The sequence below is a fragment of the Corynebacterium sp. HMSC073D01 genome, assembly GCF_001815555.1.
Classification (GTDB): Bacteria; Actinomycetota; Actinomycetes; order Mycobacteriales; family Mycobacteriaceae; genus Corynebacterium; species Corynebacterium glucuronolyticum.
This window is the reverse complement of sequence record NZ_KV821013.1, coordinates 78,160-102,916: the sequence shown is the minus strand read 5'-3', so window position 1 is coordinate 102,916 and position 24,757 is coordinate 78,160. Positions and strand designations below refer to the sequence as shown.

Here is a 24,757-nt window from a genome sequence, read left to right as displayed (position 1 = left end):
CGTTTTGATCGGAGGAAAATAGACCATGCACCACTTGCGCAACACATCGACGAAGGAGATTTCCTCCACCCTCGAGCACATTGAGTCCTCGGGCATGCAACCACGGGCAAACCACGTCCTCACACTCATTGTGGTGATTCGAGGAAAGACAAATAAAGATAAGCTTTTCCACACCATTTCTTCCTCGTCCAAGGAGCACCCTTCGCGCGTTCTCGTGTTGGAGCCACTGGAAGAGGCACATACACTCGGCATCCATCCGCCGTCCGTCATCGACGCAGAACTGCACGTCGGTGGCGATGCGGGTGCTTCCGAGATCATCTGGATGCAACTCAGAGGCGCGGTTACTGAGCACCTGGATAGTGTCGTTACTCCCCTGCTTCTTCCCGACACGCCGATCGTTGCCTGGTGGCCGGCTTCTGCTCCGGTCAACCCTGCTGGGGATCCGATCGGTGAGCTGGCTACACGCCGGATTACAGATTCCTTCTACGATCCTGCCGAGGACGCAATCTATCGTCGCCGTTCAAACTACACCCCTGGAGATTCGGATCTCTGTTGGTCCCGTCTCACCCCGTGGCGCGGTATCCTCGCCTCCGCACTCGACCAGCCTCCGTTTGAGGATGTGCAGAGCGCCAAGCTCTATGGGCTCGCTATCAGTCCCACCGTGGATCTAGCTGCCGGATGGCTTGCCGACGTTCTTGGGGTACCGGTTTTCCGCGAGGTTCGGGGTTCTGCCGATCACCCTGTAGATCACAACGGTAATCCTGCAATCCCCGTGGCAGAGGTCATCCTTGAGCGCGCAACCGGCACCGTCAGGCTCACAGTCGCAGACTCCGAGACTATTGAGCTCACCATCGGTGACGGTCCTGTGACCAAGATCGCGCAGGGACGTCGCCCCGATGTGGACTGTCTGTCGGAAGAGATGCGCCACCTCGTCCCAGACCAGGCCTACGCAGGTGCCCTCGACGGGCTCTCCAAGGTGACCTACCTCGAAGCTGACTAATAGGAAGGATTCTCCATGTCGCTCACTCACACTGACCTCCCATCGCTCCACGAAATGTGCGAGTACGCCGCTCGTGAGATTGTGAACACGGTTGCTGAGCTCCAGCAGGATGGTTCAGAATGTCACATCGTGTTGACCGGTGGGACTGCAGGCATCGAGACGTGTCGCCGCCTCCTTGCTCTGCACCAAGCAGCTGAGCAGCAACGGGATAGCTTCCCCATTGCAGCCATTAACTGGGCTGCGACCCATGTTTACTTTGGCGACGAGCGTAACGTTCCGGTTGCCCACCCGGATTCTAACGAGGGCCAGGCTCGCGAGGCGCTTCTCAATCACGTCCCAATTCCCGCTGAAAACATTCACTCGTACAACCTCGACGGCACGCCAGAAGAATCATATCTTCAGGCCAAGGCCGCAGAGTACGAGAATGCCCTTCCTGCTACCTTCGATATCCATCTTTTCGGTGTCGGCCCGGACGGACATGTGAATTCACTCTTCCCCCACCACCCGGTCCTGAATACCGACGATTGCCTTGTCGCCTATGTCATGGACTCTCCGAAGCCGCCGGCTCAGCGCCTAACGCTTACCTTCCCGGCCGTTCAGCATGCGAAGAAGGCAATCCTGTTGATCAGCGGCAAGGCGAAGGCTGATGCCTACGCTGCAGTTACAGAAGGCGCCGCCAAAGCGAAGTGCCCCGCAAGCGAAGTCGTACGGCTGGTAGACACGTCCGTGCTCACGTCAGAGCTATCCTAGAGCCTGAGGAGGGCCAAAACCTTCTAAGAATCCAACCTCGCACGAGGATAAACTCTCGTGCAGGCAACCGGATCCGCAGACTCCGCATCGCACGGTCGTGGGTACGACAAAAACCCTGCTTACACTCCATCAAAGAGGAGGAAGCAGGGCTTGAAGTTTGTCTGCTCTTAGAGCCCGTAAGACTGAATAAGGTTAAGCGCGATGATGCAGCCAACCCAAATAACGACCATGATGACAGTCAAGCGGTCGAGGTTCTTTTCCACAACGGTGGAACCGGACAGGTTAGACTGAACGCCACCACCGAACAGGCTCGACAAACCGCCACCTTTGCCCTTGTGCAGAAGAATGGTAATCGTCATGAGCAAGCTTGCAATGACGAAGATGATCTGAAGTGCCAGGGTCATGAACGTACTCATCCTTTTCGGTGTTGGTTTTAAAAGTCTCTGTTGTAACTGTGTTGGTCATATGTAACTGCGCCCTGAAGCGCAACCATTAACTATACACTAGTTAGTTGCTACTCCGACTAATCCGGTCAAGCGTTTCGGGGTACGGTGTCTGGCACTCGGTTCTCCACCCCTCTCTTTGTCCCCATTCCTAGGCGCATTCGCCCTTGTACCAAGGACAGAAGAACTCTTACGTCGCACGTTTGAAGGAAAACCGTACTCTATTGACACATCAAGGTCGCCATAGGCTTCTCAATTATTTGTTCAGAAGAGCAGGCCTAGAGGCCTAGCCCCATACTCATCCAGTGAACATCCCCTCCAGTCTTCATTTTCAAGTTCTAATACAATCTATATAGTCGTGGTCTCCACTGGCACGGTCTCTGCTGGCACAGTTGTTGCACCCGCGGTCACCTTGATAGACGGCGATCAAGTAGCCCACGAAACAAGTACTAGCCAAGGAGGATCGGTGAAGCTCGGGACGATACGAACATCGATGGACATATCGAAGACAGAAACTACATGCGCAGTGATTCTCTCCGACGTTGAAGAGGATGGCCGCACTCCGGCCGATTTATGTGTGGCTCCCGTGCCAGGCTTTGCGGACGTAGCTGCTCTCTTCAACACTCCAGCATGGGAAGAGGCCGCTCGCTCAGCCACGTCAGCCAGCGACCAACCACTGAGAATATCCCGTGAGGATCTCCTATGCCCCGTCCTGGAGCCGCAAAAGATTATCTGCGTCGGTGTTAACTATCGCCGTCACATTGAGGAAATGGGACGGGAAGTACCCTCCTACCCGACTGTTTTTACAAAATTCTTCGATTCAGTAACCGCTCCATTTGCCAAGGTGACGGTACCGCCCTACGCTTCCAACGGCGTGGATTGGGAAGGCGAGCTTGCTGTAATCATCGGCACCCGGGTGTACCAGGCAGACGAGGAGGAAGCACAGGAATCGATCGGTGGCTTCGCCATCCTCAACGACGCGACGATGCGGGACTTCCAGAACAGAACGCTTCAATGGCACCAGGGAAAAGCGTTTTATCGCTCATCCGGCTTCGGGCCGTGGGTTACAACGCCTGATGAGTGTGGCTTTGGCCTTGACCTCACCACATCGGTGAACGGTGAGGAAAAACAACGTGGAAACACGTCGGATCTCGTTTTTTCACCCGAGAAAATAGTCTCGTACATGTCACACATCTATCCTCTACGCCCCGGTGATGTCATAGCCACAGGTACGCCGAGTGGCGTAGGATATGCCCGGTCTCCACGAGAGAGGGTGACCGACGGGAATACAGTCGAAGTGGTCGTCGAAAAGCTAGGCTCAATCGAGAACACATTCACTATCGGGTGATCGAGACCTCTTCGAAATTGGGAGGTTTCCACACAACGTGTACCACGAGATCCGACCGGAATGATTGAGGCTGTTTCGGGCACGTAATACGGCCTGAGGCGTTCGGTGAAATGTGAATTCCTGCATACAGAAAGCAACTGGTCCGTTCCGGATAATCCGGAACGGACCAGTCTTGGTTAACGGGCAACTATGCTACAGGCTCGTTGCAGCGTTAGCGATAAGCTTTGCAAAGTCCTCACCGTGGACGGAAGCGCCGCCGACGAGACCGCCGTCGACATCCTTCTGCGCGATAAGGTCAGCGGCCGTCTCAGCCTTCATGGAGCCGCCGTAGAGAATGCGAACGTTCTCGCCCACGACCTCACGGATCGCGGCGCACACTTCCTGAGCATCCTCCGGCGTCGCAACCTTGCCGGTACCAATAGCCCACACAGGCTCGTAGGCAATGACAGCATCTTCAATACTCTTGATGCCTTCAATGGACTTCTTCGTCTGCTCAACGACGAACTCCACATGGTTGCCGACTTCACGGACATCAAGGCTCTCACCGACGCAGATGATCGGTGTCAGGCCGTTTTCGATAGCAACGCGAGACTTCTCAGCCACCAGCTCGTCGGTTTCACCGTGGTACTCGCGGCGCTCGGAGTGGCCGGTGATGACGTAGGTGCAGCCCAGCTTGTTCAGCATGGTGCCGGAGATTTCACCGGTGAAGGCACCCTTGTCATGGGTGGAGATGTCCTGTGCGCCGTAGGTGAACTTCGGCTTCTCGGACTCTGCGAACACCTGCACGGAGCGGATGTCGGTGAATGGGACGAGGAACGCAGCGTCGACCTTCTCAAAGTAATCGTCGTGCTTTTCCAGTGCGAACGCGAACGCCTGAACCTCCTTGAGGGCCTCTAGGTGGTCGTTGTTCATCTTCCAGTTGCCTGCAATAAGCGGCTTACGTGCCATGATTAGTTCTCCTCTTCCAGTACCTTGATGCCGGGCAGATCCTTGCCTTCCAGCAGCTCGAGCGATGCGCCACCGCCGGTGGAAATGTGCGAGAAGCCATCCTCACGCAGTCCCAGCATGCGCACGGAAGCAGCAGAGTCACCGCCACCGACGACGGAGAACGCACCGTTATCGGTAGCAGCAATGATGGCCTCAGCGACACCACGGGTGCCGTCAGAGAACTTCTCAAACTCGAACACGCCCATGGGGCCGTTCCAGAAAATGGTCTTAGCGGTGGACAGGGCTTCCGCGTACTTCTTCACGGTTTCCGGTCCCACATCGAGGGAGAGCCAGCCAGCCGGCGGGTTATCGAGATCAGCGATCTTCTTCTCGGCATCCTTGTCGAACTTGTCAGCCCACACAAGGTCAACCGGCAGCACAATCTTGTCGCCGTACTCCTCAAGAAGCTTCTTCGAGGTATCAACCATATCGTCCTCAACCATGGACTTCTCCACGTTGTAGCCCTGAGCCTTGAGGAAGGTGTAGCACATGCCACCGCCGATGATGATCTTGTCGGCCTTGGTCGCAAGAGCCTCGATGACACCGAGCTTGTCGGAGACCTTAGAGCCACCGAGAACGACGGCGTACGGCTTCTTCGGATCCTTAGCCACAGAGCCGAGAACAGAGATCTCCTTGTTCACGAGCTCGCCTGCGTAGTGCGGAAGGCGCTTGGCAACATCGTAGACGGAGGTCTGGGCACGGTGGACAACACCGAAACCATCGGACACGAAAGCACCACCGGGGACGAGGGCGACAAGTTCATCGGCGAATTCTGCGCGCTCCTCCTCCTTCTTGGAGGTCTCGCGGGGATCGTAGCGAACGTTTTCCAGCAGGAGCACGTCGCCTGCGTTGAGGCCATTGGCGCGCTCGTGTGCGTCCTCGCCGGTGACATCGCCAGCGAGAGCAACGAACTGGCCAAGCTCCTCGCTCAGAGCCTCAGCAACGGGCTTGAGGGAGAACTCGGGCTTAACCTCACCCTTCGGGCGACCGAGGTGAGCCATGATGACCACCTTGGCACCAGCGTCGACAAGCGCCTTGAGGGTGGGTAGGGAGGCGGTGATGCGACCCTTGTCGGTGATGTTGCGATCATCATCCAGCGGGACGTTGAAGTCAGAACGGACGAGGACGTAGCGGTCCTCTACACCGGCCTCGATGAGGTCTTTCAGCTGCTTAACAGCCATATAGATACTCCTTGTTTGTAAAGAAAGTGTATGGGCGCGTTAGTTGCGGGAGGGTCTCGGTGTGAAAACACGTGCTGACCCAAAAAGCCCCGCACCCTCGCGTAGTGCCAGGATGCGGGGCTTGAGCAAAAAGCCTAAGGCATTTCCTCGCCACGTTTTCCGTTTGGCACGAGGATATGTACTTGGTTTATGAACCTGCTCTTAGAACTTTGCAGCCATGAACTCGGTCAGGCGAACGAGCTGGTTGGTGTAGCCCCACTCGTTGTCGTACCAGGAACCGATCTTGACCTGGGTGCCACCGATAACCTTGGTGAGGCCAGCGTCGAAGATGGAGCCGTGCGGATCGGTGACGATGTCGGTGGAGACGATCGGATCTTCGGTGTAACCGAGAACGTTCTTGAGCTCGCCCTCAGCAGCCTTCTTCACCACAGCGTTGACCTCCTCAACGGTGGTCTCCTTAGCGACATCGATGGTGAGGTCGGTGAGGGAGCCGGTGATGACCGGAACGCGGAGTGCGTAGCCGTCCAGCTTGCCCTTGAGCTCCGGAAGAACCAGGGCGACAGCCTTAGCAGCGCCGGTGGAGGTCGGAACGATGTTCTGGGCAGCGGCGCGGGCGCGGCGCAGGTCGCGGTGCGGAGCGTCGTGGATGCGCTGGTCGCCGGTGTAAGCGTGAACGGTGGTCATGAGGCCACGCTCAATGCCGAAGGTATCGTTGAGCACCTTTGCCACGGGAGCGAGGCAGTTGGTGGTGCAGGACGCGTTGGACACGATGACGTGGTTCTCGGGATCGTAGTCGGTGTGGTTCACACCAACGACGAAGGTTGCGTCAACGTTCTTGCCCGGTGCAGAGATGATGACCTTCTTGGCGCCAGCCTCGAGGTGGGCTGCAGCGGCGGAACGCTCGGTGAAGATACCGGTGGACTCGATAACGATGTCCACGTTCTCCTCGCCCCACTTGAGGTTCTTGGGGTCGCGCTCGGAGTGAACGATGAAGCGCTTGCCGTCGACGGTGATGGACTCATCGTCGTAGGTAATGTCATCGGAGAGCTTGCCAAGAATGGAGTCGTACTTGAGCAGGTGAGCCAGGGTCTTGTTGTCGGTCAGATCGTTGACGGACACGATTTCCAGGTCGGAACCACGCTCGAGAACAGCGCGGAAGAAGTTACGGCCAATACGACCAAAGCCGTTAATACCTACACGTACAGTCACGTTTATCTCCTTGAAATTTGTTGTGCAGTTCGTGTTTTGTTGGAAAACCGCTTTCGCCGTAACAGGAACTGCTGCCCTGTGCGCGCAGTCGCTGGGAAACCGTTTCGCAATCCCACATCTCGACTGTGCTCTTATGGTGGCCCTTGGAAGGTGTTTCTCTTACCAAGAACCGGCCGTGCGACGCTGTGTTTCGTTTTCCAACTCCACGTGTCTAACTGTACCGGGATATTTCGGTTCCTGCATGAATCAAAAGTTTTACGCGCCCGGTTTTACTCCCCAAGCGGGCATTTTCGCCTTCCATATTTGCCCGTTTGGTATCGTTTGCACGAACACAATCGCAAAATCGAGTTTTATTTACGCCCGTTTTAGTGGGAAATTGTCCGATTGGACGAACGCTGCACGCGCCCACGCCCCCGTTAGTGATACACAAAAGGTTCACCTTTGTGTTTTTGGTCACACACCGTATTTTCTTCTAGCTCTTTCACAAAAGTGGAGGATGTGGACGGCCATGAGTGGCAGTGGACCGCGAACGGTGAAGCGGCTCCCCATCGCTACAACATACGCGGCTCACGCCGCCGGCAGACACCGCTGATCCAGCTTTTGCCTCGTGCTTTATTCGGCTTCGTCGAGATGCTTCAGTGCCTCCGCCGTTGGCGGGATCCCCAACTCTTTCGCCCGACGATCAGCAGTGGTGAGGAGGCGCCGGATGCGTCCGGCTATGGCATCCTTCGTCATTTGCGGATCGGCAAGCTTCCCCAGCTCTTCCAGGGACGCATGACGATAGGTGATTCGCAGATGCCCGGCCTCGGCGAGATGATCCGGCACATCGTCTCCGAGAATTTCAAGAGCGCGACTAACTTTCGCTGCCGCTGCGACGGCGGCCTGCGCCGATCTCCTCATATTTGCGTCGTCGAAATTAGCAAGACGGGAGTTTGAGGCGCTCTTTTGCTTCTTCTTCAGCTCATCTTCCCACACGATTCGGGTCCGTGGAGCACCGCAACGGGTGAGAAGCGCGCCGATATCGTGCTCGTCTTTGACTACAGCGCGATCGAAGCCCCGCACTTCCCTACTTTTCACGACGAGGTTAAGCCGCCGGGCGCACCCGACCAAAGCAAGAGCCACTTCTTGGCAGGGGCACTGGATATCGAGCGACGAGCTCCTCCCCGGCTCCATGAGCGTGCCGGCTGCGAGAAATGCACCACGCCACGCCGATTCCGCATCCAACATGGTTCCGTTTACTATGAAGACGGGCAGACCGCGTACGGGTTCACCGGCCCGAGTAACGAGTCCCAACTTTCGGATAAGTGCTGCCACTCCATCTCGGACAACGAGGGTATCCCCCGCAATCTCCGCATCTCGCATGAACTCCTCATGCAGTAGCACGGCCAATCGGTCGAGCACGCGAGGAGTGGCGGACGTGATCTTCAAAACGAATTCTGGATCTTGTTCGAAGCTACCGTTGAGTCGGATGAAGGTGGCGAGCTCCGCCGCAGCAGAGGTGCGTTCCAGGGGAACTGTCACCAACTCCGCGTTTACATCGTCTGTAAGCGTCATACCTCGATGCCTCTCTCTTCGTCTCCAACGTGTCGGCAGTGGCAGCGTGTTGGAGGTATCCACAAACTGCGCTAGCTAGTTATTGACTGCATGAAGTGCCGTTGCTTGAGGTTACAACTGTAGTCCTAGAACGCGCTCCACGGTAACCGTTGCAGCACGAACATCCCCGGCACGTCGGTGTCTCCTAAGAGCGTGCTGCCCGCTGCACTTCGTCCAACGCCTCACCGAGCAGCTCAGGATCGTGCCTATCAGTGGGAGTGCCAAACTCGTCCTTTTCACACAGATCTCTAAACAGAATTGTGGCACCAAAATCGGAGGCGGAGATGACGAGTTCGCGTTGCTCCTTCTCCGAGTTCACCATGTTCTGATCGACCAGGAAATAATCCACGTGTAAGCGCTGCGAATGCCTCTTGAGCGCGTAGAGGTGCCTTTCCGCTGTAAACCCTGCAGTTTCACCTGGTTCGGCGGACAGGTTTAGTACCACGACAGTGACGGCTGACGAGTCGTTAATAGCCTGCTCGATACCTGGGATAAGCACATCGGGGATGACAGAAGTAAACCAGGAGCCCGGCCCCAAGGTGATGATATCCGCTCGGCGGATAGCTTCCATCGTTTCCGCACACGGTCGCGGGTTTTGCGGAATGAGTCGGACTCTCTGCACAGCACCGGTAGTAGAAGCGACAGCCACCTGACCGCGCACGGGGTAGATATTTCCGATGTTGGTGTGGTCAAGACCCGACACGTCGGCCTCAATCTGCAGTGGCTGGCAGCTGACGGGAAGAACTCTGCCAACGGCACCTACCGCTTTCACCACTGTATCGAGAGCCGCTACGGAGCTTCCAAGCATCTCGGTAAAGGCTGCGATAAGAAGGTTTCCCACCGCGTGTCCGGCAAGAGCGCCGTGGCCTCCAAAGCGGTGCTGCAGGAGATCTTCCCAGGGGACGGAGCCTATATTCTCCCGGTCAGGTGTCAACGCGGCGATGGCCATCCGAAGATCACCCGGTGGAATCTGCTCGAGTTCTTTCCGGATTCGCCCCGAGGAGCCACCGTCGTCTGCGACGGAAACCACTGCTGTAATGTCCTTCTCCCCTTTGAGGCGGAAAGCCGTCAAAGTCTGAAAAAGTCCATGGCCGCCGCCCAAACACACGATTTTTGCCACGTGTCACCCTTTCTTCACTCGTCTTGATCGTCGGGTAGCGCTCAGCCACCCTATCGATAGTATGTAGATTACTTTCACGATCCTATGACCCCGACGAGGCCCCACACCGGGACACACACCGACGTCACTCACTCGCGCGAATTATCAGCCTTCTCCGATCTGCCGTTTATGATCTCGTGATGTCGCGGTGGGAAACGGAGACTTCCTCGCCACTTTCCCGCAGACGACGCGCAATTTCCTCAGCGACAGCAACGGAGCGATGATGGCCACCTGTGCAACCCACTCCGATAGTGATGAAGTTTTTTCCTTCCCGCCGATAACCCGGAACCATTGTCTTGAGCATGTCGACAAACTTGTCCACGAATTCCTGCGCTCCGGGCTGGCTGAGGACGTAGTCAGACACGGGCTTGTCTACGCCACGAAATGGGCGTAGCTCCGGGACCCAATACGGGTTAGGCAGGAACCGCGCGTCAACGATCAGGTCAGCATCTGCTGGTGCTCCATGCTTGAAGCCGAAGGAAAGCACGGTGATGTGTCGCTTCATCTGGGCAATGGTGGCGAGCCTAGCTTCAATGGCGCGGCGGAGATCATGGATGCTGAGATCCGAGGTGTTAATGACGATGTCGGCGTTTTCCTTGATCGAAGAAAGGATTTGCCGTTCGCGGGAAATTCCCGTTTGTAGTGTCCCCGAGCCCTGGAGTGGATGGGTTCGGCGAACGGAATCGAAACGACGAATGAGGACATCATCGCGAGCTTCAAGGAACATCACTATGGGGTTATGCCCACGTGCTGCCAGCTCATCAATGGTCTGCGTCAGGCCACCGCGAAAGTCGCGCGAACGGACATCCGTAACAACAGCGAGTTTATTTACAGGTGAATCCTCTGCAAAACTAAGTTTTACAAGCTCAAGGATGACCTGTGGAGGCAAGTTCTCCGACACGAAGAACCCCATATCCTCCAACACTCGCGAGGCGGTATTCAGCCCCGCCCCGGACATTCCGGTGAGCAGCACGGGTCGGTTGCTGCTACCTTTCCCTTCTTCCTTGGCTTTCGGGGTCCCTGGATCGTTGATCATGGCTTCAACTCTACCGTCTTTGTTTGCTAATCGACGCTCCTTCGAACCGTAATCCGTGCCCTTACGGTCTCCCACAACGAGAGGAAGGTGGGCATCTTGGCTGGTAACCGCCCTACCTGTCAGATGGCACAATTCGCGTCCCACCACTTTCGTCCCCTAGGAGCACCCGAAGGCTGGCTGTTCAGTCACAAGCGGGCGGGGAAGCCCGCGAATAGCCAAACTATCTCCCAACCTCAGCGCTGGCAGCAACGCAGTGAGATTAAGAGATTAAACAGCGCCTTCAGGCCAGGTGCCAGGTGCCAGCTACAGGCTAGGCATCGGCTACCGGCTTGGCATCAGCTACCGGCTTGGCATCAGCAACAGGCTTGGTTTCGGCTACCGGTCGGCTGCCTGTATCAGGATGAAGAGCGGAGAAAATCGATTCTGCGAGCTTGGGGCCAATCCCCTTTACCTCCTCAATTTGGTCTAGGCTTGCCTCCTTCAGTCGCTTTACGCTGCCAAAGTGTTTGACCAGGTCAGTCTTTCGCTGCGCACCGAGACCACGGATCGAATCCAACTCAGACACCCGAAGTCGCTTCGACCGCTTCTGGCGGTGAAAAGTGATCGCAAAGCGGTGAGCTTCGTCGCGCACATGCTGCAACAGGTACAGCCCCTCCGACGATCGAGGGAGGATGAGCGGATCATCATCATCGGGAATCCACACCTCCTCAAGCCGCTTTGCCAATCCAATGAGCTTCACATCGGTGATTCCCAGCTCTTCGAAGACCTCGGCAGCAGCATGCACCTGTGGCAGGCCACCATCCACAATGAACAACTGTGGCGGGTAGGCAAAACGCTTCGTCGCCTCCACATCGGTAAATTCATCTTCCTCCGGCATCGCGCGCTTGTCCTCGTTGTGCCGTTTGAAGCGACGACGCGTTACTTCCGCAATGGAAGCCACATCATTTCCAGGTTCATCACGGATAATGTAGCGGCGGTAATCCGATTTCTTAGGTAGCCCATCTTCGAACACAACCAGAGACGCAACGACATCGGTGCCCTGAATATGGGAAATATCCGTGCACTCAATACGGAGAGGCGCCTCATCCATCTCCAAGTACTCTTTGAGCTGTTCAATGGCAGCGGAACGGGCCGTCAAATCGCCTACCCGTTTAAGTTTGTGTTGCTTCAACGCTTCTTTCGCGTTTCTTTCAACAACCTCCATGAGCTCTCGCTTTTCCCCGCGTTGGGGTACGCGAAGCGAAATTTGTGCGCCACGGAGGTGCTCCAGCTGCTCTTGAACAGCTTCCACGTCTAGCGGAAGCTCTTGGACGAGGACCTCTTTCGGAACCACGCTGTTATGGGAAACCTCCGTGTGCGAGAGCTGATCTACGCCACGGCGCTCCAGTTCCACTGCTGTCTCCTGCTTTGCCAGACTTGCATCGTTGTAGAACTGCATGAGGAAGTCCTGCATGAGTTCAGCAATGGGCTCGTCTCCTTCCTTCTCCACGACCCACCCACGCTGGCCACGGATGCGCCCGCCCCGCACGTGGAAAATCTGCACGGCGGCCTCCAACTCGTCTGTGACAAAGGCGATCAGATCTGCATCTGTACCGTCGCCGAACACGACGGACTGACGTTCCATTGCTTTGGAGATCGCTCCCAGATTGTCGCGTAGCCGAGCTGCCTTCTCAAAGTCCAGCTCCTCTGCGGCTTGATTCATCTCGCGCTTCAAGCTCCGTGTCACCGCATCCGTCTGCCCTGCCATAAAGGAACAGAAACCGTTAACGATCTCGCGGTGCTCTTCGACGCTCACCCGGCCCACGCACGGGGCGCTGCACTTGTCGATGTACCCCAAAAGACACGGACGTTCTAGCTGCCGTTGCCTGTTGAAAACACCCTTCGAACAGGTTCGAAGCGGGAATACGCGCGTAAGCAGGTCAAGGGTTTCGCGAATTGCCCACGCATGAGAATAGGGGCCAAAGTATCGGACGCCCTTCCGCCTCGGACCGCGATAGAGGAAAGCTCGCGGGTATTGCTCTTTCAAAGAAACAGCCAGCATCGGATACGTCTTATCGTCCCGATACATGACGTTAAACTTGGGATCGAATTTCTTGATCCACGTATATTCGAGCTGCAGCGCTTCTACCTCGGAAGCAACTACCGTCCACTCCACAGACGCTCCCGTGGTCACCATCTGTCTCGTCCGCGGGTGGAGATCTTGCAGTGGCTGGAAATAGTTTGCCAAACGGGCACGCAGGTTCTTTGCCTTGCCGACGTAAATCACCGTCTTATGTGCATCACGGAACTTGTATACCCCCGGTTCCTCCGGGATCGTTCCCGGTGCGGGACGGTAGCTCAACGGGTCTGCCACAAACACACTTCCTTCCACAAACTACAACCAATGTAGCCCACGTGAATTCCTCCTCTACGTCCATCGGTGCCCCAAAAAAACCGAACCCCACTCGTCAGAGCGGGGTTGCCGCCACACTTTCTGGCGCTGACATGCGACGAGCAGAGTCATGTGACAAGCAGGGTTATGTGAAGAGCAGGGTTCTACGTAATCGCCGTAGGCACACGCCACGCAGCAGATAGGTGGCGTGGAGGAAACATCGCTTACTCGTCTGGCATGTATGCGTTCTCAAGCTCGCGGAACTCGTGCACTTTGCGCACCACATGTTCACCGTCTCCGGCTTGAAAAGCCAGCATGGAAACGAACTCAAATTCCGGAAGCTCGAGCCGAGCCCACCTGTCGCCCTTAGGAAACGCGAGGCCGTACACGATCTGCCACGGATAAAACCGCGTCCCGAGGAAGTTACGAACCTCCACGCCATCTTCATTGGCACGAACGCGCGGCCGGCGGATGAGGAGGCACAGGAACAGACCAATGATCCCGATACCGATAAAAGCGAGGTCATCAGCCACGGAAAGGGCAGCACCGTTTTCGTCCATGCCCACGGCAACCGTCATGAATGCCGCACCAAGCACAACAATGACCATCGCGACGATCATGACCTTGGTCAAGTACGGTGAGCGAACCTCGAACTTCCACGGTTTAGAAGAAGAGATGGTGGGGTCAAGCGCCACCATGCGTGTGATCTCTTGCTCATCCGCCGGATTCTGCGTGCTCTCTCCTGGTGTAGGAGCGTTCACCGCTTCACCCGCCGACTGCTGATCTTTTGGTGCTTCTTGTTCACTCATCATTATCTCCTCTGCTGCCTGTACTCCTCGGCACTATTTCCAGCTGCCAGCGTCTTTGACAATCTTCCGCAGCGTGAGCGCTGTGTGCAGCGCCGCAAACATCGCATCCGCGCCTTTATCTTCGCTTGCACCTTCCACACCCGAGCGCTCCCGCGCTTGCTCAAGCGTGTTGGTCGTGAGGACTCCGTTGCCGATCGGAGTCCCCGTGTCCAAGGCAATGCGGGTCAGCCCTTCGGTGACAGAGTCGCACACATAGTCAAAGTGCGGTGTTCCTCCCTTTACCACGCAGCCGGTTGCTACAACTGCGTCGAAGTGTTGAGCCAGCTTGGCCACCACTACAGGGATTTCAAGTGCGCCAACAACGCGCACGTCGTATACGCGCGCACCGAGTTCTTTCGCCTTAGCCACGGCGTGGGCATGGAGGATGTCGGTTATCTCCTCGTTCCACGTCGAGGAGACCACAGCAACGGCTAAACCCGTCGCATCGATGCTGCCAAACGTCGGCAACCCTGCTCCGGACATATCTACACTTCCTTTGTTTTATTGTTCGACCCAACCGTCGCTGCTGGGCACGGATACAGAGAAACTATACCAATGGATGATGCGAAGGCCGCACGCGATCCGCGGAGCCTCCGTCTTATTGCTCAGGGGTGCGGTTGCTGTGGAGTGCCTCAACAAAGGACTCGTGGGTGTGGGCAAACTCATCGAGCTCAGGCAGCTGGTGCCCCATGCGATCACGTTTGGTTTCCAGATACCGGTAGTTATCTTCACTCACTTCAACGGAAATCGGAACACGGCCGACGATATCAATCCCGTATCCGTCCAGCCCGACGCGCTTCGACGGATTGTTGGTTATCAGCCTCAGGCTTTTCACGCCCAGATCCGCCAAAATCTGGGCACCGGTTCCGTATTCACGTGCGTCTGCCGGGAAACCAAGTGCGAGGTTCGCATCTACCGTGTCGGCCCCTTCATCCTGTAGCTGATAAGCCTTCAGCTTGGCAAGGAGCCCGATCCCGCGCCCCTCATGTCCACGCATGTACAGCAGGATGCCACGCCCCTCATCCTGAATCTTCTTCAGCGCGGCGTGGAGCTGCTGCCCGCAGTCGCAACGCCGCGAGCCAAACACATCGCCTGTCAAGCATTCGGAGTGCACGCGAACGAGGATGTTCTCGCCATCGCCTATCTCCCCTGCCACGAGCGCGACGTGTTCCACACCGTCGACAAGCGAGGTGTAGCCGTATGCCTTGAACTGTCCGAACTCGGTGGGAAGCCGGGTCTCTGCTACCCGTTCCACTAGCTTCTCGTGCGCGCGACGCCACTCGATGAGCTGCGCGATGGAGATCAGCTTCAAACCGTGCGTGTCTGCAAAACGACGAAGTTCCGGCAAGCGAGCCATGTCGGTCGGATCGTCCTCGGACACGACCTCACACAACACACCGGCTGGCCGCAGCCCAGCAAGACGAGCGAGATCGATCGCAGCCTCCGTATGGCCTGCCCGAACGAGCACCCCACCTTCCCGTGCGCGCAGTGGGGCCACGTGACCCGGTCGGGTGAAATCATCCGGAGTAGAGGTCGCACTCGCAAGCCGTCGAACCGTCTCACAGCGCGACATCGCCGAAATACCGGTCGATCCCGTGGCCGCGTCTACGGTCACGGTGTAGGCAGTGCCGCGCACGTCCTGGTTGTTCTGAACCATCGGCGGAAGCTGCAGTCGATCGCAGTCTGCTCCAGTGAGCGGGGCGCAGACGTAGCCCGACGAGTACCGGACAAGGAACCCCATAAGCTCAGGGGTGGCTTTCTCTGCGGCAAAGATGATGTCGCCCTCGTTCTCGCGATCTTCGTCGTCAACGACAACGACGGGCTTGCCTGCAGCAATCTCTGCAATGGCCTCGTCAACGGTATCGAGTTTTATGCTTTCAGTCACCTTGTTCACCTTAGTCTGTCGTGCGTGCGTAACCCGTGTCGGGTGTCAGCATCTTTTCCACGTACTTCGCAATCACGTCTACCTCGATGTTGACGCTGTCCCCCGGTTCCAACGTACCGAGATTCGTGTCACGGAGTGTCGTCGGAATAAGTGCCACCTCGAACCACGCGTCCGAAGTGTTCCCCTCGGTCAACGTCCCTGTCGCGCTAACTCCCGAAACGGTCAAGGATGTGCCATTGACACAGATGGATCCCTTTTCCACCACGTACCTGGACAAAGCTGCAGGCAAGGTGAAGCGGAAAACCTCCCAGTGGCTTCCTGGCGTCCGTTCTAGCAGAGTGGCAACGCCATCGACGTGTCCCTGAACAAGGTGGCCACCAAGGCGTGAACCCAGTTCAGCAGCGCGCTCGAGGTTAACGGGACTTCTCTCACTGAGCGCGCCCAAATTCGAGCGGTCGAGCGATTCTTTCATCACGTCTGCTTGAAAGCTCTCGTCGGTGAATGCGGTCACAGTTAAGCACACGCCATTGACGGAGATGGAATCGCCGGTGTGCACGCCGTCGAGCACTGTGTCCGCGTTGACAGTGAGAATAACGGAATCGTCGGCGGCTTCGAGCCTGGCGATGTGCCCGACTTCTTCTACAAGCCCTGTAAACAACTGCCGTGCCTTTCTAGGACGATGAGGACATCGTCGTCAAGATTGATCGTGTCGGTGCGGCTGAACCGCTTTATGTCCTGTATGGAGGTGCCCCATCCCGTGGAGATGAGGGGGATTCCCGCGCCGAGTACCGCCGACGCAACGTAAGAATGAATGGTATCGACAAGGTCGTTGGTAAACAAAGTGGACAACACGCCAGGACCACCCTCCACGAGGATGTCGTTGTACGGCAGCTGCACGAGCTCTTCCAGAGTGTCCACTTGAATGAACCCGGTCTCATAGAGGTGGTAATCCCGTGGCACCGGGCGCGAGCCGAAAACGATCTTGTCCGGCTGGTTTTCGTACAGGCTCCCGTCCTCCCGACGGGCTGTGAGTGAAGGGTTATCGGCGAGAGCGGTCCCTGTACCCACGAGGATGGCATCCCGCCTGGATCGATCCCTATGGGCGTAGGCGCGTGCCGTTTCTCCGGTGATCCATTGGCTCGTTCCGTCCAAAGCAGCAGCATACCCATCGATGGTGTGAGCAACTTTCACGGTGAACATGGGTCGGTGGTTCCGCTGTGCAAACAACCACGGAGTCAGCGCACCGACGGCGACAGGGAGATACTCCACCTCTACTCCGTGGCTTTTGAGGTAGTCGCCTCCCCCGGCTGCTTCAGGGGTCGATGTATCTGGGGTGAGGTATACCACCGTCGCGATACCCGCCTCGACGAGTGCGTTTGAGCACGGGCCTGTACGGCCAGTGTGGTTGCACGGCTCGAGGGTAACGTACGCCGTTGCCCCGCGCGCATCCTCACCGGCAGCTCGCAGTGCCATGATTTCTGCGTGTGGCCCGCCAACGCGCTGGGTGGAGCCGGTGGCGATGACTCTGCCATTTTTGACAAGCGCGCACCCAACAGCGGGGTTTGGACGCGCTCGTCCAACTGCCTCCTCACCTGCTGTGATGGCTGCGTCCACTCCCAGGCGATGGTGTTCGGGGATCCGTGGTGTGGGGGGATCTCCCCCGGGTATCGAGGTTAGTGGTCCTCTCGCGGTCACAGGGTTGCAAGCTCCTTCAGCTTGTCGACGGCTGCGTGGGGATCATCCTTCCCGAACACCGCGGAACCAGCCACGAAAGCATCGCAGCCAGCCTCGGCAGCCTTCGTGATCGTGCCCTCTCCTACACCCCCGTCGATTTCGATCAGGGTCCTCAGCCCCTTCTTGTCGATGTACTCACGGAGTGTGCGCACCTTGTCGAGCATGTCGGGCATGAACTTTTGCCCGCCGAAGCCGGGCTCGACACTCATCACGAGCACGAGGTCGGCGATATCAACAAGGTCGAGGTAATCCTCGATGGGGGTACCGGGTTTAACAGAGAATCCGGCGCGGACACCTTTCTCGCGTAGAGCAACGAGAAGTGGGCGCGGGTCATCGGTAGCCTCGACGTGGAAGATGACGCAATCCGCACCGGCTTCGATATAGTTGTCGACCCACTTTTCTGGCTCCTCGATCATGAGGTGAACGTCAAGAATTTGGTCGGTCACCTCGTTGACGGCCTTCGTCACATCGGCACCGAAGGAAAGGTTGGGGACGAAGTGTCCATCCATGATATCGACGTGGATCCAGCCGGCGTTATCGACCTTGGCGATATCTTCTCCCAGAGCTGCGTAGTTCGCAGCCAGAATCGACGGGGCAATAATGGGACGAGTAGGTAGTGTCATGCCACCAATACTAGCCACGTTGCAGATTCCGGTGGCTAAGTACCAGAACCCATCTCCCCAGTTGCGGGGTATCCGGGGTACGGAGTCCTTCGCCGTCCCAAAACGAAAGGAGCGCTCCTGTTGCGAGCGCCCCTCCCACGAACCAACCTGCTCCATGTTGCACATCGAGCAGATCGGCCCCATCAGGCAGATCGGCCCGATCTGGCCTTTAGGTTCGTTTTATTCTAGCTACCTATTCGGCTTTCTTGCGCAGCACGGCAAAGAACATCGAATCCGTGCCATGGCGATACGTCCACATCTGCACAGATTTCTCGCGTCCCACGTTGTCCATCGGGGCAACGAGCGGATGTGCGTCTAGTTCCTCTACGGGAAGAGTGACCAGGGCCTTGTCAACGATCTCGCGCGTCTCGCGCAGATCGGGTGAGCACGTGGAGTACACCACAACGCCTCCTGGCTTGCACCGAGACACTCCGGCCTCCAGGAGTTCGTACTGGAGCGCGGTGAGCTCCTCGATGTCGCTCTCGTCCTTCGTCCAGCGCGATTCCTGGCGACGACGCAGGGAACCCAACCCGGAACAGGGAGCATCGACGAGCACTCGATCAAAGCTGGAGCCGACGTCAACAGTTCGGCCGTCACCAACCACGACGGTGACGGGCAAGCCCTCCGTCGCCTTCCGGATGAGATCACCACGGTGCGGTGCAATCTCTACGGCGGTCACCGTGGCCCCATCAATCGCAGCGAGAGAACCGATCATCGTCGCCTTGCCACCGGGACCCGCGCACAGGTCGAGCCACCGGCCAGCATCGTTGTCTACATCGACGCGCACGAGCGCCGCGCCGATGAGTTGCGATCCCTCATCCTGGATAAATGCGAGCTTTTCCTGGACAGGTTCGATGTCTGCGGGGTTGCCGCCTTCGAGGTAAACCGCGTACGGCGAGTAGGCCCCTTCCTCGCCTCCTGTAATCAACGCCAGTTCGTCAGCGGAAATCTCCCCCGGCTTCGCCGCCAGGTGAACGATTGGCCGCGTGGAATCTGCTTCCAAGGCCTTTGCGAGTTCGTCGAAAAGAATGGTGGAAGAACCAGTAGAGGGTTCAGCGGAAGGATCAGTAGAGGGGTCGGAGCGGGCAGCGGAGGCATCAGCACGCGCCCCATCTGCAGATGACTCAGTACCCACCCCATTTGCGGATGGGACGGCACCGCTAGGAGCGGATAGCGTTGCTAGATAACTACGCGCGATCCATTCCGGGTGACCGGTACGGAACGCCAGCTGAGCCAGTTTCCCCTCCGGTGCCAGTTCTTCGATCCACTGCTCAAGGGGCTTCTTTTGCACCGCCCGCAGGATCGCATTGACAAACCCTTTTACCCTCTGGGGCACGAGTCGAACGGACGTATCCACAGCAGCGTGATCCTCGACCCGGGTGTACAGGAGTTGGTAGATACCCATGCGCAGTGCGTTGAGAACGATGGGATCAAGCTCGCTCATGGGACGACTGGAGCAGCTGCCGATGATCTCGTCTAGGACACCGACCATCCGCATGGTGCCGTAGCCAATCTCGGTAGCAAAAGCGGCATCTCTGCCACTCAACCCGGCCTCCGTAATTTCCCGCGGCAAGGCGATGTTTCCGTAGGCACCGTCGTTAAACACCGCACCGAGAGCCGAGAGCGTAATCAGGCGTGGGGTGTCAACGTCGGGTACCTCGAATGATGCGTCCTGGCCACGTGACCGGCCGCCGCCTCGCCTATCATTCCGCTCGCCGCGTCGCCGGTCGTTACCGCCACGCGGACGGTCATTTCTACCTCCGCCTCTCCGGCCGTTGCGTCCGCCACCTCTGTGGTCACTTCGGTTGTTGTCCCGCTGGTTGATCCGGCCACGATTTCCTCCGCCACCGTTCTTTTCGCCTGCAGGCCCCTTCTGCTCCTGCGCCTGCGCATCATCCCGATTTCCGGCATGACGCTTGCCGCCGACACTGATACGTCCACGCTGCTCGGGATGCTGGCCATCAGCACCCCTGTTTGCTTCGCTACGGGGCTCCCGCTTGGAACCCGTGCTCGCCGTCGATGCCTTCTTACTGCGAGACCTAAATCCACCACTCATCGCTTGCGCTCCGTCCTACTTCCACACGATTCCGTCTTGTTGTTGAACTCCCCGGCCCCACGATGGAGCATCCATCATCTTCTTCCCCGGAGCCTGCACAGTAGACAGTGCCACTGCAACGGAACCTGTACCGACAAACACATTGTTCTTCTCAATTCGAACCTCCCCTGGTGAGAGGCTGACCTGCGATGAAGGCGGCAAGGATGATGTTGGGGCTTGCGTACACGGCAGCGGTGAAACCGGGCCGAGTTTTACTTTCGCGCCGTCCCACTGCGTCCATGCACCGGGTGCAGGTGTGAACGCCCTGATCCTGCGGTCGATTACATCCGCTGACTCTTCCCAGTCTATGCGGGCGGTATCTTTATCGAGCTTGTGGGCGTACGTTGCTTCGCCTTCCTGGGGAACGGGAACAACCGCGCCCTGCTCCAGGTCCGTCAGTGTTTGAACCAAGAGATCCGCACCTTCGTAGGCAAGTCGAGTCAGCAGGTCATCGGCCGTGTCATCGGCTGTGATGGCGGTTGTGACAGTGGACAGGACGGGGCCAGTGTCCAGGCCGGCATCGATGCGGAAGATTGTAGCTCCCGTCTGGTCGTCTCCTGCGGCGACTGCTGCCTGCACGGGTGCTGCTCCACGCCAACGGGGTAACAGGGAGTAGTGAACGTTGACGAATCCGTGTTCCGGGATGTCCAACAGCTCTTCGGGAATGAGATTGCCGTAGGCGATGACCGGGACACAGTCAGGGGCGAGCTCCTTGAGCAAAGTAACAAAACTCTTATTACCCCGCAGGGTTTCAGGTTTGTACACCGGCAGGCCGTGTTTGTCTGCACATTCCGCCACGGGAGAAGGATGCAGAGTCCGTCCGCGCCCGCGCCGTGCGTCGGGTCGCGTGACCACTCCGATCACCTCGTGGTCTGAAGCTATCAGCCTTTCCAGCGTTGCGACAGCCGGTTCCGGAGTGCCAGCAAAAAGGATCCTCATTTACTTATTTCTCTTTCCATGATGTGTGCAACGGGGGTCACCTGCGGGGCGCTGTCCTGTTAATTATTGCTCAAGAACCACTCGGAGTTACGGATCTCTTTCATGGCTTCCTTACGGCGCTCTTTAGTCAGGCGCTTGATAAAAAGAACACCGTCAAGGTGATCGGTCTCGTGCTGAATGCATCGAGCCAGAAGCCCCGTGGCTTCGAAGTCAACGTTGTCACCATTTTCATCCAACCCTGTGACATGCACGTTCATATAACGCTCGGTATCCGCGTATACGTCAGGAATGGAAAGGCACCCCTCTTGCCCGAGTTGCATTTCTTCACCGACTGGTTCCCAAACCGGGTTGATGATGGCACCACGCTTGTACTCCCGATCAGGGTTGGGATCTGAGTCGTCTACCGGGCAGTCGTACACAAACACTCGCTGGAGGACACCAACCTGATTTGCGGCAAGACCTACGCCACCAGCGCTGTCCATCGTCTCAAGCATGTCGGACACCAGTGTCTTGGTGGAGGCGGTTACCTCATCGACGGGCTCAGCTTCAGATACGAGAACAGGGTCTCCCATTAAGCGCAGTTTCCTGATCATATCGTTCCAGTCTTCCCTTTCTCTTTTGCTTTCTATCGCACACCACAGGTCCGTTACTCTATCTCGAGTATGTCTCGAGCAAGCCTCGAGCATGTTTCTAGGATGGCTCTAGCGATCCTCTCGTGTGGCTCACGGCGGTTTCACTACCCACAAAGCAGCGTCTCTGGGGCATTTTACGTCTTCGCGCTGGTCAAGTCTAAAGCACTAATCGATGTGAGGCTAAGGACGAACTGCTGAGCATGACCTAAGCACTAACCGATGTGCAGCGGATCGACGTGAACGCGCATTCTCGTCCGGTTCGCTAGCGCGCTATTCAAAGCTCGTGCACGACGCAAGGCACTCCCCAGCTCCGAGCGGGGACCGAGCGGGCTGCGGATGAGGATCCGCTGAGGAATTCCCCACTCGCCGGTATCGTATTCCGCCGGCATCCGGATACCGACCGGCAAATCAACCGGACCGAGGATCTCCGACTGCTCCGGTAGTTCGGCCTCCTCGACAAATTGAGAAATCGTCTCCATCGGGCCGTCAATGGCCGCCATATGCACAGTCGGGGGAAAAGCAACCTCCGCACGACTGGCTAGTTCCCGTTCAGCCGCACCCGTCATATTCCATTGAAGAAAAGAACGTACAACTGCAAGTGAAGGCTCAGCCATGATAACCACGCGCCCATCGAGCCGCACTCGTGCTGCTACCTCGGCCCACTGAGCGATCGCCTCCTCGTGAGCACGCAGATCAGCACGCGACAGTACCGACCAGGTATCCAAAATCAGTGCTGCGCCGAACCCTTCTTCTGCACGGGGCTCGGCACCCGGGGTGGCGACAACGATGCGCGGACCGCTGTCGACATCGTCAATGATGTGGTCACTCGAGGAGCTGATTACTGGCACGTTTCGGAACGCCCGACCTAGTTCTTCTGCAGTCCGGTCGCTTCCGCGCACAACAGCTCGTAACCTCGGCGAACCGCATTCCAGGCACCTGTGGTTAGCGGCAGGTTTTCCACACCACCCACAAAACGGTGGGGCCTGGTTATCACCCTGTTTGAGGCGCAGCGGGCCGTTGCAATACCGGCACCGGGCAGGGGCACGGCAATCCTGACAGGCCAGTGTGGGAATGTAGCCTGCTCGTGGCACAGAAACCAACACGGGTAGCTCACGGCCCAGGGCTTCACGGGCTGCGGCGAAAGCCAGCGACGGAATACGTGCGTTTACGGCCACTGGATTTCGATCGAAGGCCGATGCCTGGTCACCCACTGCCTCAATGCGCGGGCGACGTTGCTCAATCACTCCTCGCGGAGCTTCCAGGGAATGCATCCATCCAGAGGAAACAAAAAGCTGCGTTTCCGCTGTCCGCGAGTACCCGCCGATGATGAGTGGTACCTTTTCCACCGTCGAACGAGTAGTCAATATCTCTCGCGCATGGCAGTACGGGGCTCGAGGATCGGCAAGCGAATCATCCCCATCGAACATGCACACGATGAGGCTGAGGTTATGAACGGGCGCATAGGCCGCTGACCGGGTTCCTACAACAATACGTGCCTGACCTGACAGAATGGAAAGGAAGCGCCTGTAACGTGCCTGATGCCCGAGTGAAGCCTCCAGTGTGACAAATTGCCGCGGCGAGATGTTCGTACGCAGCTGCGCGTCGATTCGCGCGACATCGCGTGCATCCGGAACGACGATGAGAACACCACCACCATCGATCGCTACTTTCGTCGCCAGCGCTGCCACGGGCTCTTCCCATTTCTCGCCGGGGAGAACTTGCCATGCAGCGCGTGGAACGGCTGCTGGACGATCAGCCGTGCTGGCATTGCTACCGGCATTGGCACAGGCGCCAACACCACCTTCGGAATGAGCACCTGCGTCCTTGCTCGTATCCCTGCTGGGAGCATTGGTACTTGGCGCGTCACCGTGTTCTTCATCGGAATAGTCCGGCACAGAGGCAGAAACCGAGGGGCGCTTATCAGCCCAGGACTGAACTCCGTGGGCATTGGCTTCCGGATGTTCGGTGAGAACATCGTCTTCATCCACCGGGGTGCCTGTCGATGGCGTAACGCGGTCCCCAAAAATGCTCTCTCCATCCTTAGCCCCTATGCGGGCATGAGTATCCTCAGCTCCTGTCTGCGCATGTGTTTCTCCGGAATCAGCTGGTTGAGGAATGACCCTCGGCGGGTGTTGTTTTTGCTTCCACGAATCTGGAGCGCGCCGCTTACCTTTTTTCTTTTTCGCGGACTTACCGGACTCTTCGTCGGCGGGGTCGGTGGCCACCGGCTCTTCCTGCACCAACCGCAGCACAGGACGGGACCTGGTTTGAGTGTCGCTGTTGGTTGCGCTCCCATCATCTTTGGCTTCTCCTTGCACCACGGAGAGTCTCGGGGGGGACGTTTCCGGGCGTTTCGCAATCTCTAACCACGTGTCTATGACGTGCGGACGTGGCTGTTCCCCCACCCGAGCAATAATCGCGTCGACGAGGGACGGCCCGAACCGGTAGCTCGTCCACCCCGACAGATCTGGCTCACTCGGGGTCCCCAAATCCTCCCAGGGGGTGGAGAAATCGGCCTTTTCTGCGCCGGCATGCCGAGTAGGGATAGCAGCGCGGAGAATATCCGACCGAATGCCTGCATAGCGGTCTGCCAGCATTTCGACTGTACGAGCGATCGCCGGGGTGAGGACCGGTGCCGGGGAGATGACCCGGTCGATATAGCTGAGCTTCCCCGAGTGCTCGCTGGATGATGCACGGGCGTACACCAGGGCGTCGACAAGCCTGCCAGAGAACCGGATGCGCACCCGACAGCCGATGAGAACCTGCTCGTCAAAAGCGGCGGGCACATAGTAGTCAAAAAGACGGTCGAGGTGTGGCAGCCCCAGCAACGGCAAAACCCGCGCCACCGGCTGGTGAGGAGCGGGGACGCGGGCGACTGGCATGTT

21 protein-coding genes are annotated in these 24,757 nt (G+C 57.7%); 3 read left to right on the top strand and 18 right to left on the bottom strand.

Translation table 11 applies throughout. The features are described from left to right. The first annotated feature begins 25 nt into the window (after positions 1-25). Complete coding sequence (locus HMPREF3044_RS00710; protein WP_070738933.1) at positions 26-1,000, top strand: glucose-6-phosphate dehydrogenase assembly protein OpcA; 975 nt, start codon at positions 26-28, stop codon at positions 998-1,000. A 15-nt stretch (positions 1,001-1,015) separates the two neighbouring features. Further along, positions 1,016-1,750, top strand: a complete 735-nt coding sequence (gene pgl, locus HMPREF3044_RS00705; protein ID WP_070738932.1) for a 6-phosphogluconolactonase — start codon at positions 1,016-1,018, stop codon at positions 1,748-1,750. Positions 1,751-1,917: 167 nt separating this feature from the next. On the opposite strand, the gene secG is transcribed toward pgl, so the two are convergent. After that, a complete protein-coding gene (secG, locus tag HMPREF3044_RS00700; RefSeq protein WP_070738931.1) occupies positions 1,918-2,154 on the bottom strand; it encodes a preprotein translocase subunit SecG in 237 nt (78 codons plus the stop codon). A gap of 397 nt (positions 2,155-2,551) precedes the next feature. Between secG and HMPREF3044_RS00695 the strand changes: the two genes are divergently transcribed. Continuing rightward, on the top strand, positions 2,552-3,541 hold the full coding sequence (locus HMPREF3044_RS00695) for a fumarylacetoacetate hydrolase family protein (protein ID WP_246820799.1): 990 nt from the start codon (positions 2,552-2,554) through the stop codon (positions 3,539-3,541). 192 nt (positions 3,542-3,733) lie between these two features. On the opposite strand, the gene tpiA is transcribed toward HMPREF3044_RS00695, so the two are convergent. From tpiA to HMPREF3044_RS00610, 17 genes are all read right to left on the bottom strand, one after another. Next, positions 3,734-4,489: a triose-phosphate isomerase gene (tpiA, locus tag HMPREF3044_RS00690; RefSeq protein ID WP_070738930.1), complete on the bottom strand. Its 756-nt coding sequence runs from the start codon at positions 4,487-4,489 to the stop codon at positions 3,734-3,736. A 2-nt stretch (positions 4,490-4,491) separates the two neighbouring features. Then, positions 4,492-5,709, bottom strand: a complete 1,218-nt coding sequence (pgk, locus tag HMPREF3044_RS00685; protein WP_070738929.1) for a phosphoglycerate kinase — start codon at positions 5,707-5,709, stop codon at positions 4,492-4,494. A 201-nt stretch (positions 5,710-5,910) separates the two neighbouring features. Beyond that, on the bottom strand, positions 5,911-6,918 hold the full coding sequence (gene gap / locus HMPREF3044_RS00680; RefSeq protein ID WP_005389963.1) for a type I glyceraldehyde-3-phosphate dehydrogenase: 1,008 nt from the start codon (positions 6,916-6,918) through the stop codon (positions 5,911-5,913). Positions 6,919-7,530: 612 nt separating this feature from the next. Beyond that, positions 7,531-8,472, bottom strand: coding sequence for a DNA-binding protein WhiA (whiA, locus tag HMPREF3044_RS00675; protein ID WP_005394035.1), 942 nt, complete (start codon positions 8,470-8,472; stop codon positions 7,531-7,533). Positions 8,473-8,656: 184 nt separating this feature from the next. After that, positions 8,657-9,631, bottom strand: a complete 975-nt coding sequence (yvcK, locus tag HMPREF3044_RS00670; RefSeq protein ID WP_005389958.1) for a gluconeogenesis factor YvcK family protein — start codon at positions 9,629-9,631, stop codon at positions 8,657-8,659. 166 nt (positions 9,632-9,797) lie between these two features. Further along, a complete protein-coding gene (rapZ, locus tag HMPREF3044_RS00665; RefSeq protein ID WP_005394038.1) occupies positions 9,798-10,706 on the bottom strand; it encodes an RNase adapter RapZ in 909 nt (302 codons plus the stop codon). A 310-nt stretch (positions 10,707-11,016) separates the two neighbouring features. Then, entirely contained in the window at positions 11,017-13,059 is a 2,043-nt protein-coding gene (gene uvrC, locus HMPREF3044_RS00660) for an excinuclease ABC subunit UvrC (RefSeq protein WP_050762614.1), read from the bottom strand. A 242-nt stretch (positions 13,060-13,301) separates the two neighbouring features. Beyond that, on the bottom strand, positions 13,302-13,889 hold the full coding sequence (locus HMPREF3044_RS00655) for a PH domain-containing protein (protein ID WP_005389953.1): 588 nt from the start codon (positions 13,887-13,889) through the stop codon (positions 13,302-13,304). Between the two features lie 30 nt (positions 13,890-13,919). Next, positions 13,920-14,408: a 6,7-dimethyl-8-ribityllumazine synthase gene (gene ribH / locus HMPREF3044_RS00650; protein WP_005389951.1), complete on the bottom strand. Its 489-nt coding sequence runs from the start codon at positions 14,406-14,408 to the stop codon at positions 13,920-13,922. A 115-nt stretch (positions 14,409-14,523) separates the two neighbouring features. After that, positions 14,524-15,819, bottom strand: coding sequence for a bifunctional 3,4-dihydroxy-2-butanone-4-phosphate synthase/GTP cyclohydrolase II (locus HMPREF3044_RS00645; RefSeq protein WP_070738928.1), 1,296 nt, complete (start codon positions 15,817-15,819; stop codon positions 14,524-14,526). A 1-nt stretch (position 15,820) separates the two neighbouring features. After that, positions 15,821-16,468: a riboflavin synthase gene (locus tag HMPREF3044_RS00640; protein WP_070738927.1), complete on the bottom strand. Its 648-nt coding sequence runs from the start codon at positions 16,466-16,468 to the stop codon at positions 15,821-15,823. Then, complete coding sequence (ribD, locus tag HMPREF3044_RS00635; RefSeq protein WP_070738926.1) at positions 16,450-17,424, bottom strand: bifunctional diaminohydroxyphosphoribosylaminopyrimidine deaminase/5-amino-6-(5-phosphoribosylamino)uracil reductase RibD; 975 nt, start codon at positions 17,422-17,424, stop codon at positions 16,450-16,452. Before ribD ends, HMPREF3044_RS00640 begins: the two co-directional genes overlap by 19 nt. Positions 17,425-17,501: 77 nt before the next feature. Beyond that, positions 17,502-18,167, bottom strand: coding sequence for a ribulose-phosphate 3-epimerase (gene rpe / locus HMPREF3044_RS00630; protein ID WP_034989055.1), 666 nt, complete (start codon positions 18,165-18,167; stop codon positions 17,502-17,504). Positions 18,168-18,399: 232 nt separating this feature from the next. Beyond that, entirely contained in the window at positions 18,400-20,262 is a 1,863-nt protein-coding gene (locus tag HMPREF3044_RS00625; protein ID WP_070738925.1) for an RsmB/NOP family class I SAM-dependent RNA methyltransferase, read from the bottom strand. A gap of 15 nt (positions 20,263-20,277) precedes the next feature. Further along, complete coding sequence (fmt, locus tag HMPREF3044_RS00620; protein WP_005394057.1) at positions 20,278-21,240, bottom strand: methionyl-tRNA formyltransferase; 963 nt, start codon at positions 21,238-21,240, stop codon at positions 20,278-20,280. Between the two features lie 59 nt (positions 21,241-21,299). Next, a complete protein-coding gene (gene def, locus HMPREF3044_RS00615) occupies positions 21,300-21,833 on the bottom strand; it encodes a peptide deformylase (protein ID WP_005389936.1) in 534 nt (177 codons plus the stop codon). Between the two features lie 251 nt (positions 21,834-22,084). After that, positions 22,085-24,754 carry a primosomal protein N' gene (locus HMPREF3044_RS00610; protein WP_070738924.1) on the bottom strand — a complete coding sequence of 890 codons (2,670 nt, stop codon included), beginning with the start codon at positions 24,752-24,754 and terminating at the stop codon, positions 22,085-22,087. Positions 24,755-24,757 lie beyond the last annotated feature (3 nt).

Bases quoted from the DNA above. Each gene is read 5' to 3' on its own strand.
- HMPREF3044_RS00710 (WP_070738933.1), top strand. From the start codon at position 26: ATGCACCACTTGCGCAACACATCGACGAAGGAGATTTCCTCCACCCTC.
- pgl (WP_070738932.1), top strand. From the start codon at position 1,016: ATGTCGCTCACTCACACTGACCTCCCATCGCTCCACGAAATGTGCGAG.
- secG (WP_070738931.1), bottom strand. From the start codon at position 2,154: ATGACCCTGGCACTTCAGATCATCTTCGTCATTGCAAGCTTGCTCATG.
- tpiA (WP_070738930.1), bottom strand. From the start codon at position 4,489: ATGGCACGTAAGCCGCTTATTGCAGGCAACTGGAAGATGAACAACGAC.
- pgk (WP_070738929.1), bottom strand. From the start codon at position 5,709: ATGGCTGTTAAGCAGCTGAAAGACCTCATCGAGGCCGGTGTAGAGGAC.
- whiA (WP_005394035.1), bottom strand. From the start codon at position 8,472: ATGACGCTTACAGACGATGTAAACGCGGAGTTGGTGACAGTTCCCCTG.
- rapZ (WP_005394038.1), bottom strand. From the start codon at position 10,706: ATGATCAACGATCCAGGGACCCCGAAAGCCAAGGAAGAAGGGAAAGGT.
- HMPREF3044_RS00655 (WP_005389953.1), bottom strand. From the start codon at position 13,889: ATGATGAGTGAACAAGAAGCACCAAAAGATCAGCAGTCGGCGGGTGAA.
- ribH (WP_005389951.1), bottom strand. From the start codon at position 14,408: ATGTCCGGAGCAGGGTTGCCGACGTTTGGCAGCATCGATGCGACGGGT.
- rpe (WP_034989055.1), bottom strand. From the start codon at position 18,167: ATGACACTACCTACTCGTCCCATTATTGCCCCGTCGATTCTGGCTGCG.
- HMPREF3044_RS00625 (WP_070738925.1), bottom strand. From the start codon at position 20,262: ATGAGTGGTGGATTTAGGTCTCGCAGTAAGAAGGCATCGACGGCGAGC.
- fmt (WP_005394057.1), bottom strand. From the start codon at position 21,240: ATGAGGATCCTTTTTGCTGGCACTCCGGAACCGGCTGTCGCAACGCTG.
- def (WP_005389936.1), bottom strand. From the start codon at position 21,833: ATGATCAGGAAACTGCGCTTAATGGGAGACCCTGTTCTCGTATCTGAA.
- HMPREF3044_RS00610 (WP_070738924.1), bottom strand. From the start codon at position 24,754: ATGCCAGTCGCCCGCGTCCCCGCTCCTCACCAGCCGGTGGCGCGGGTT.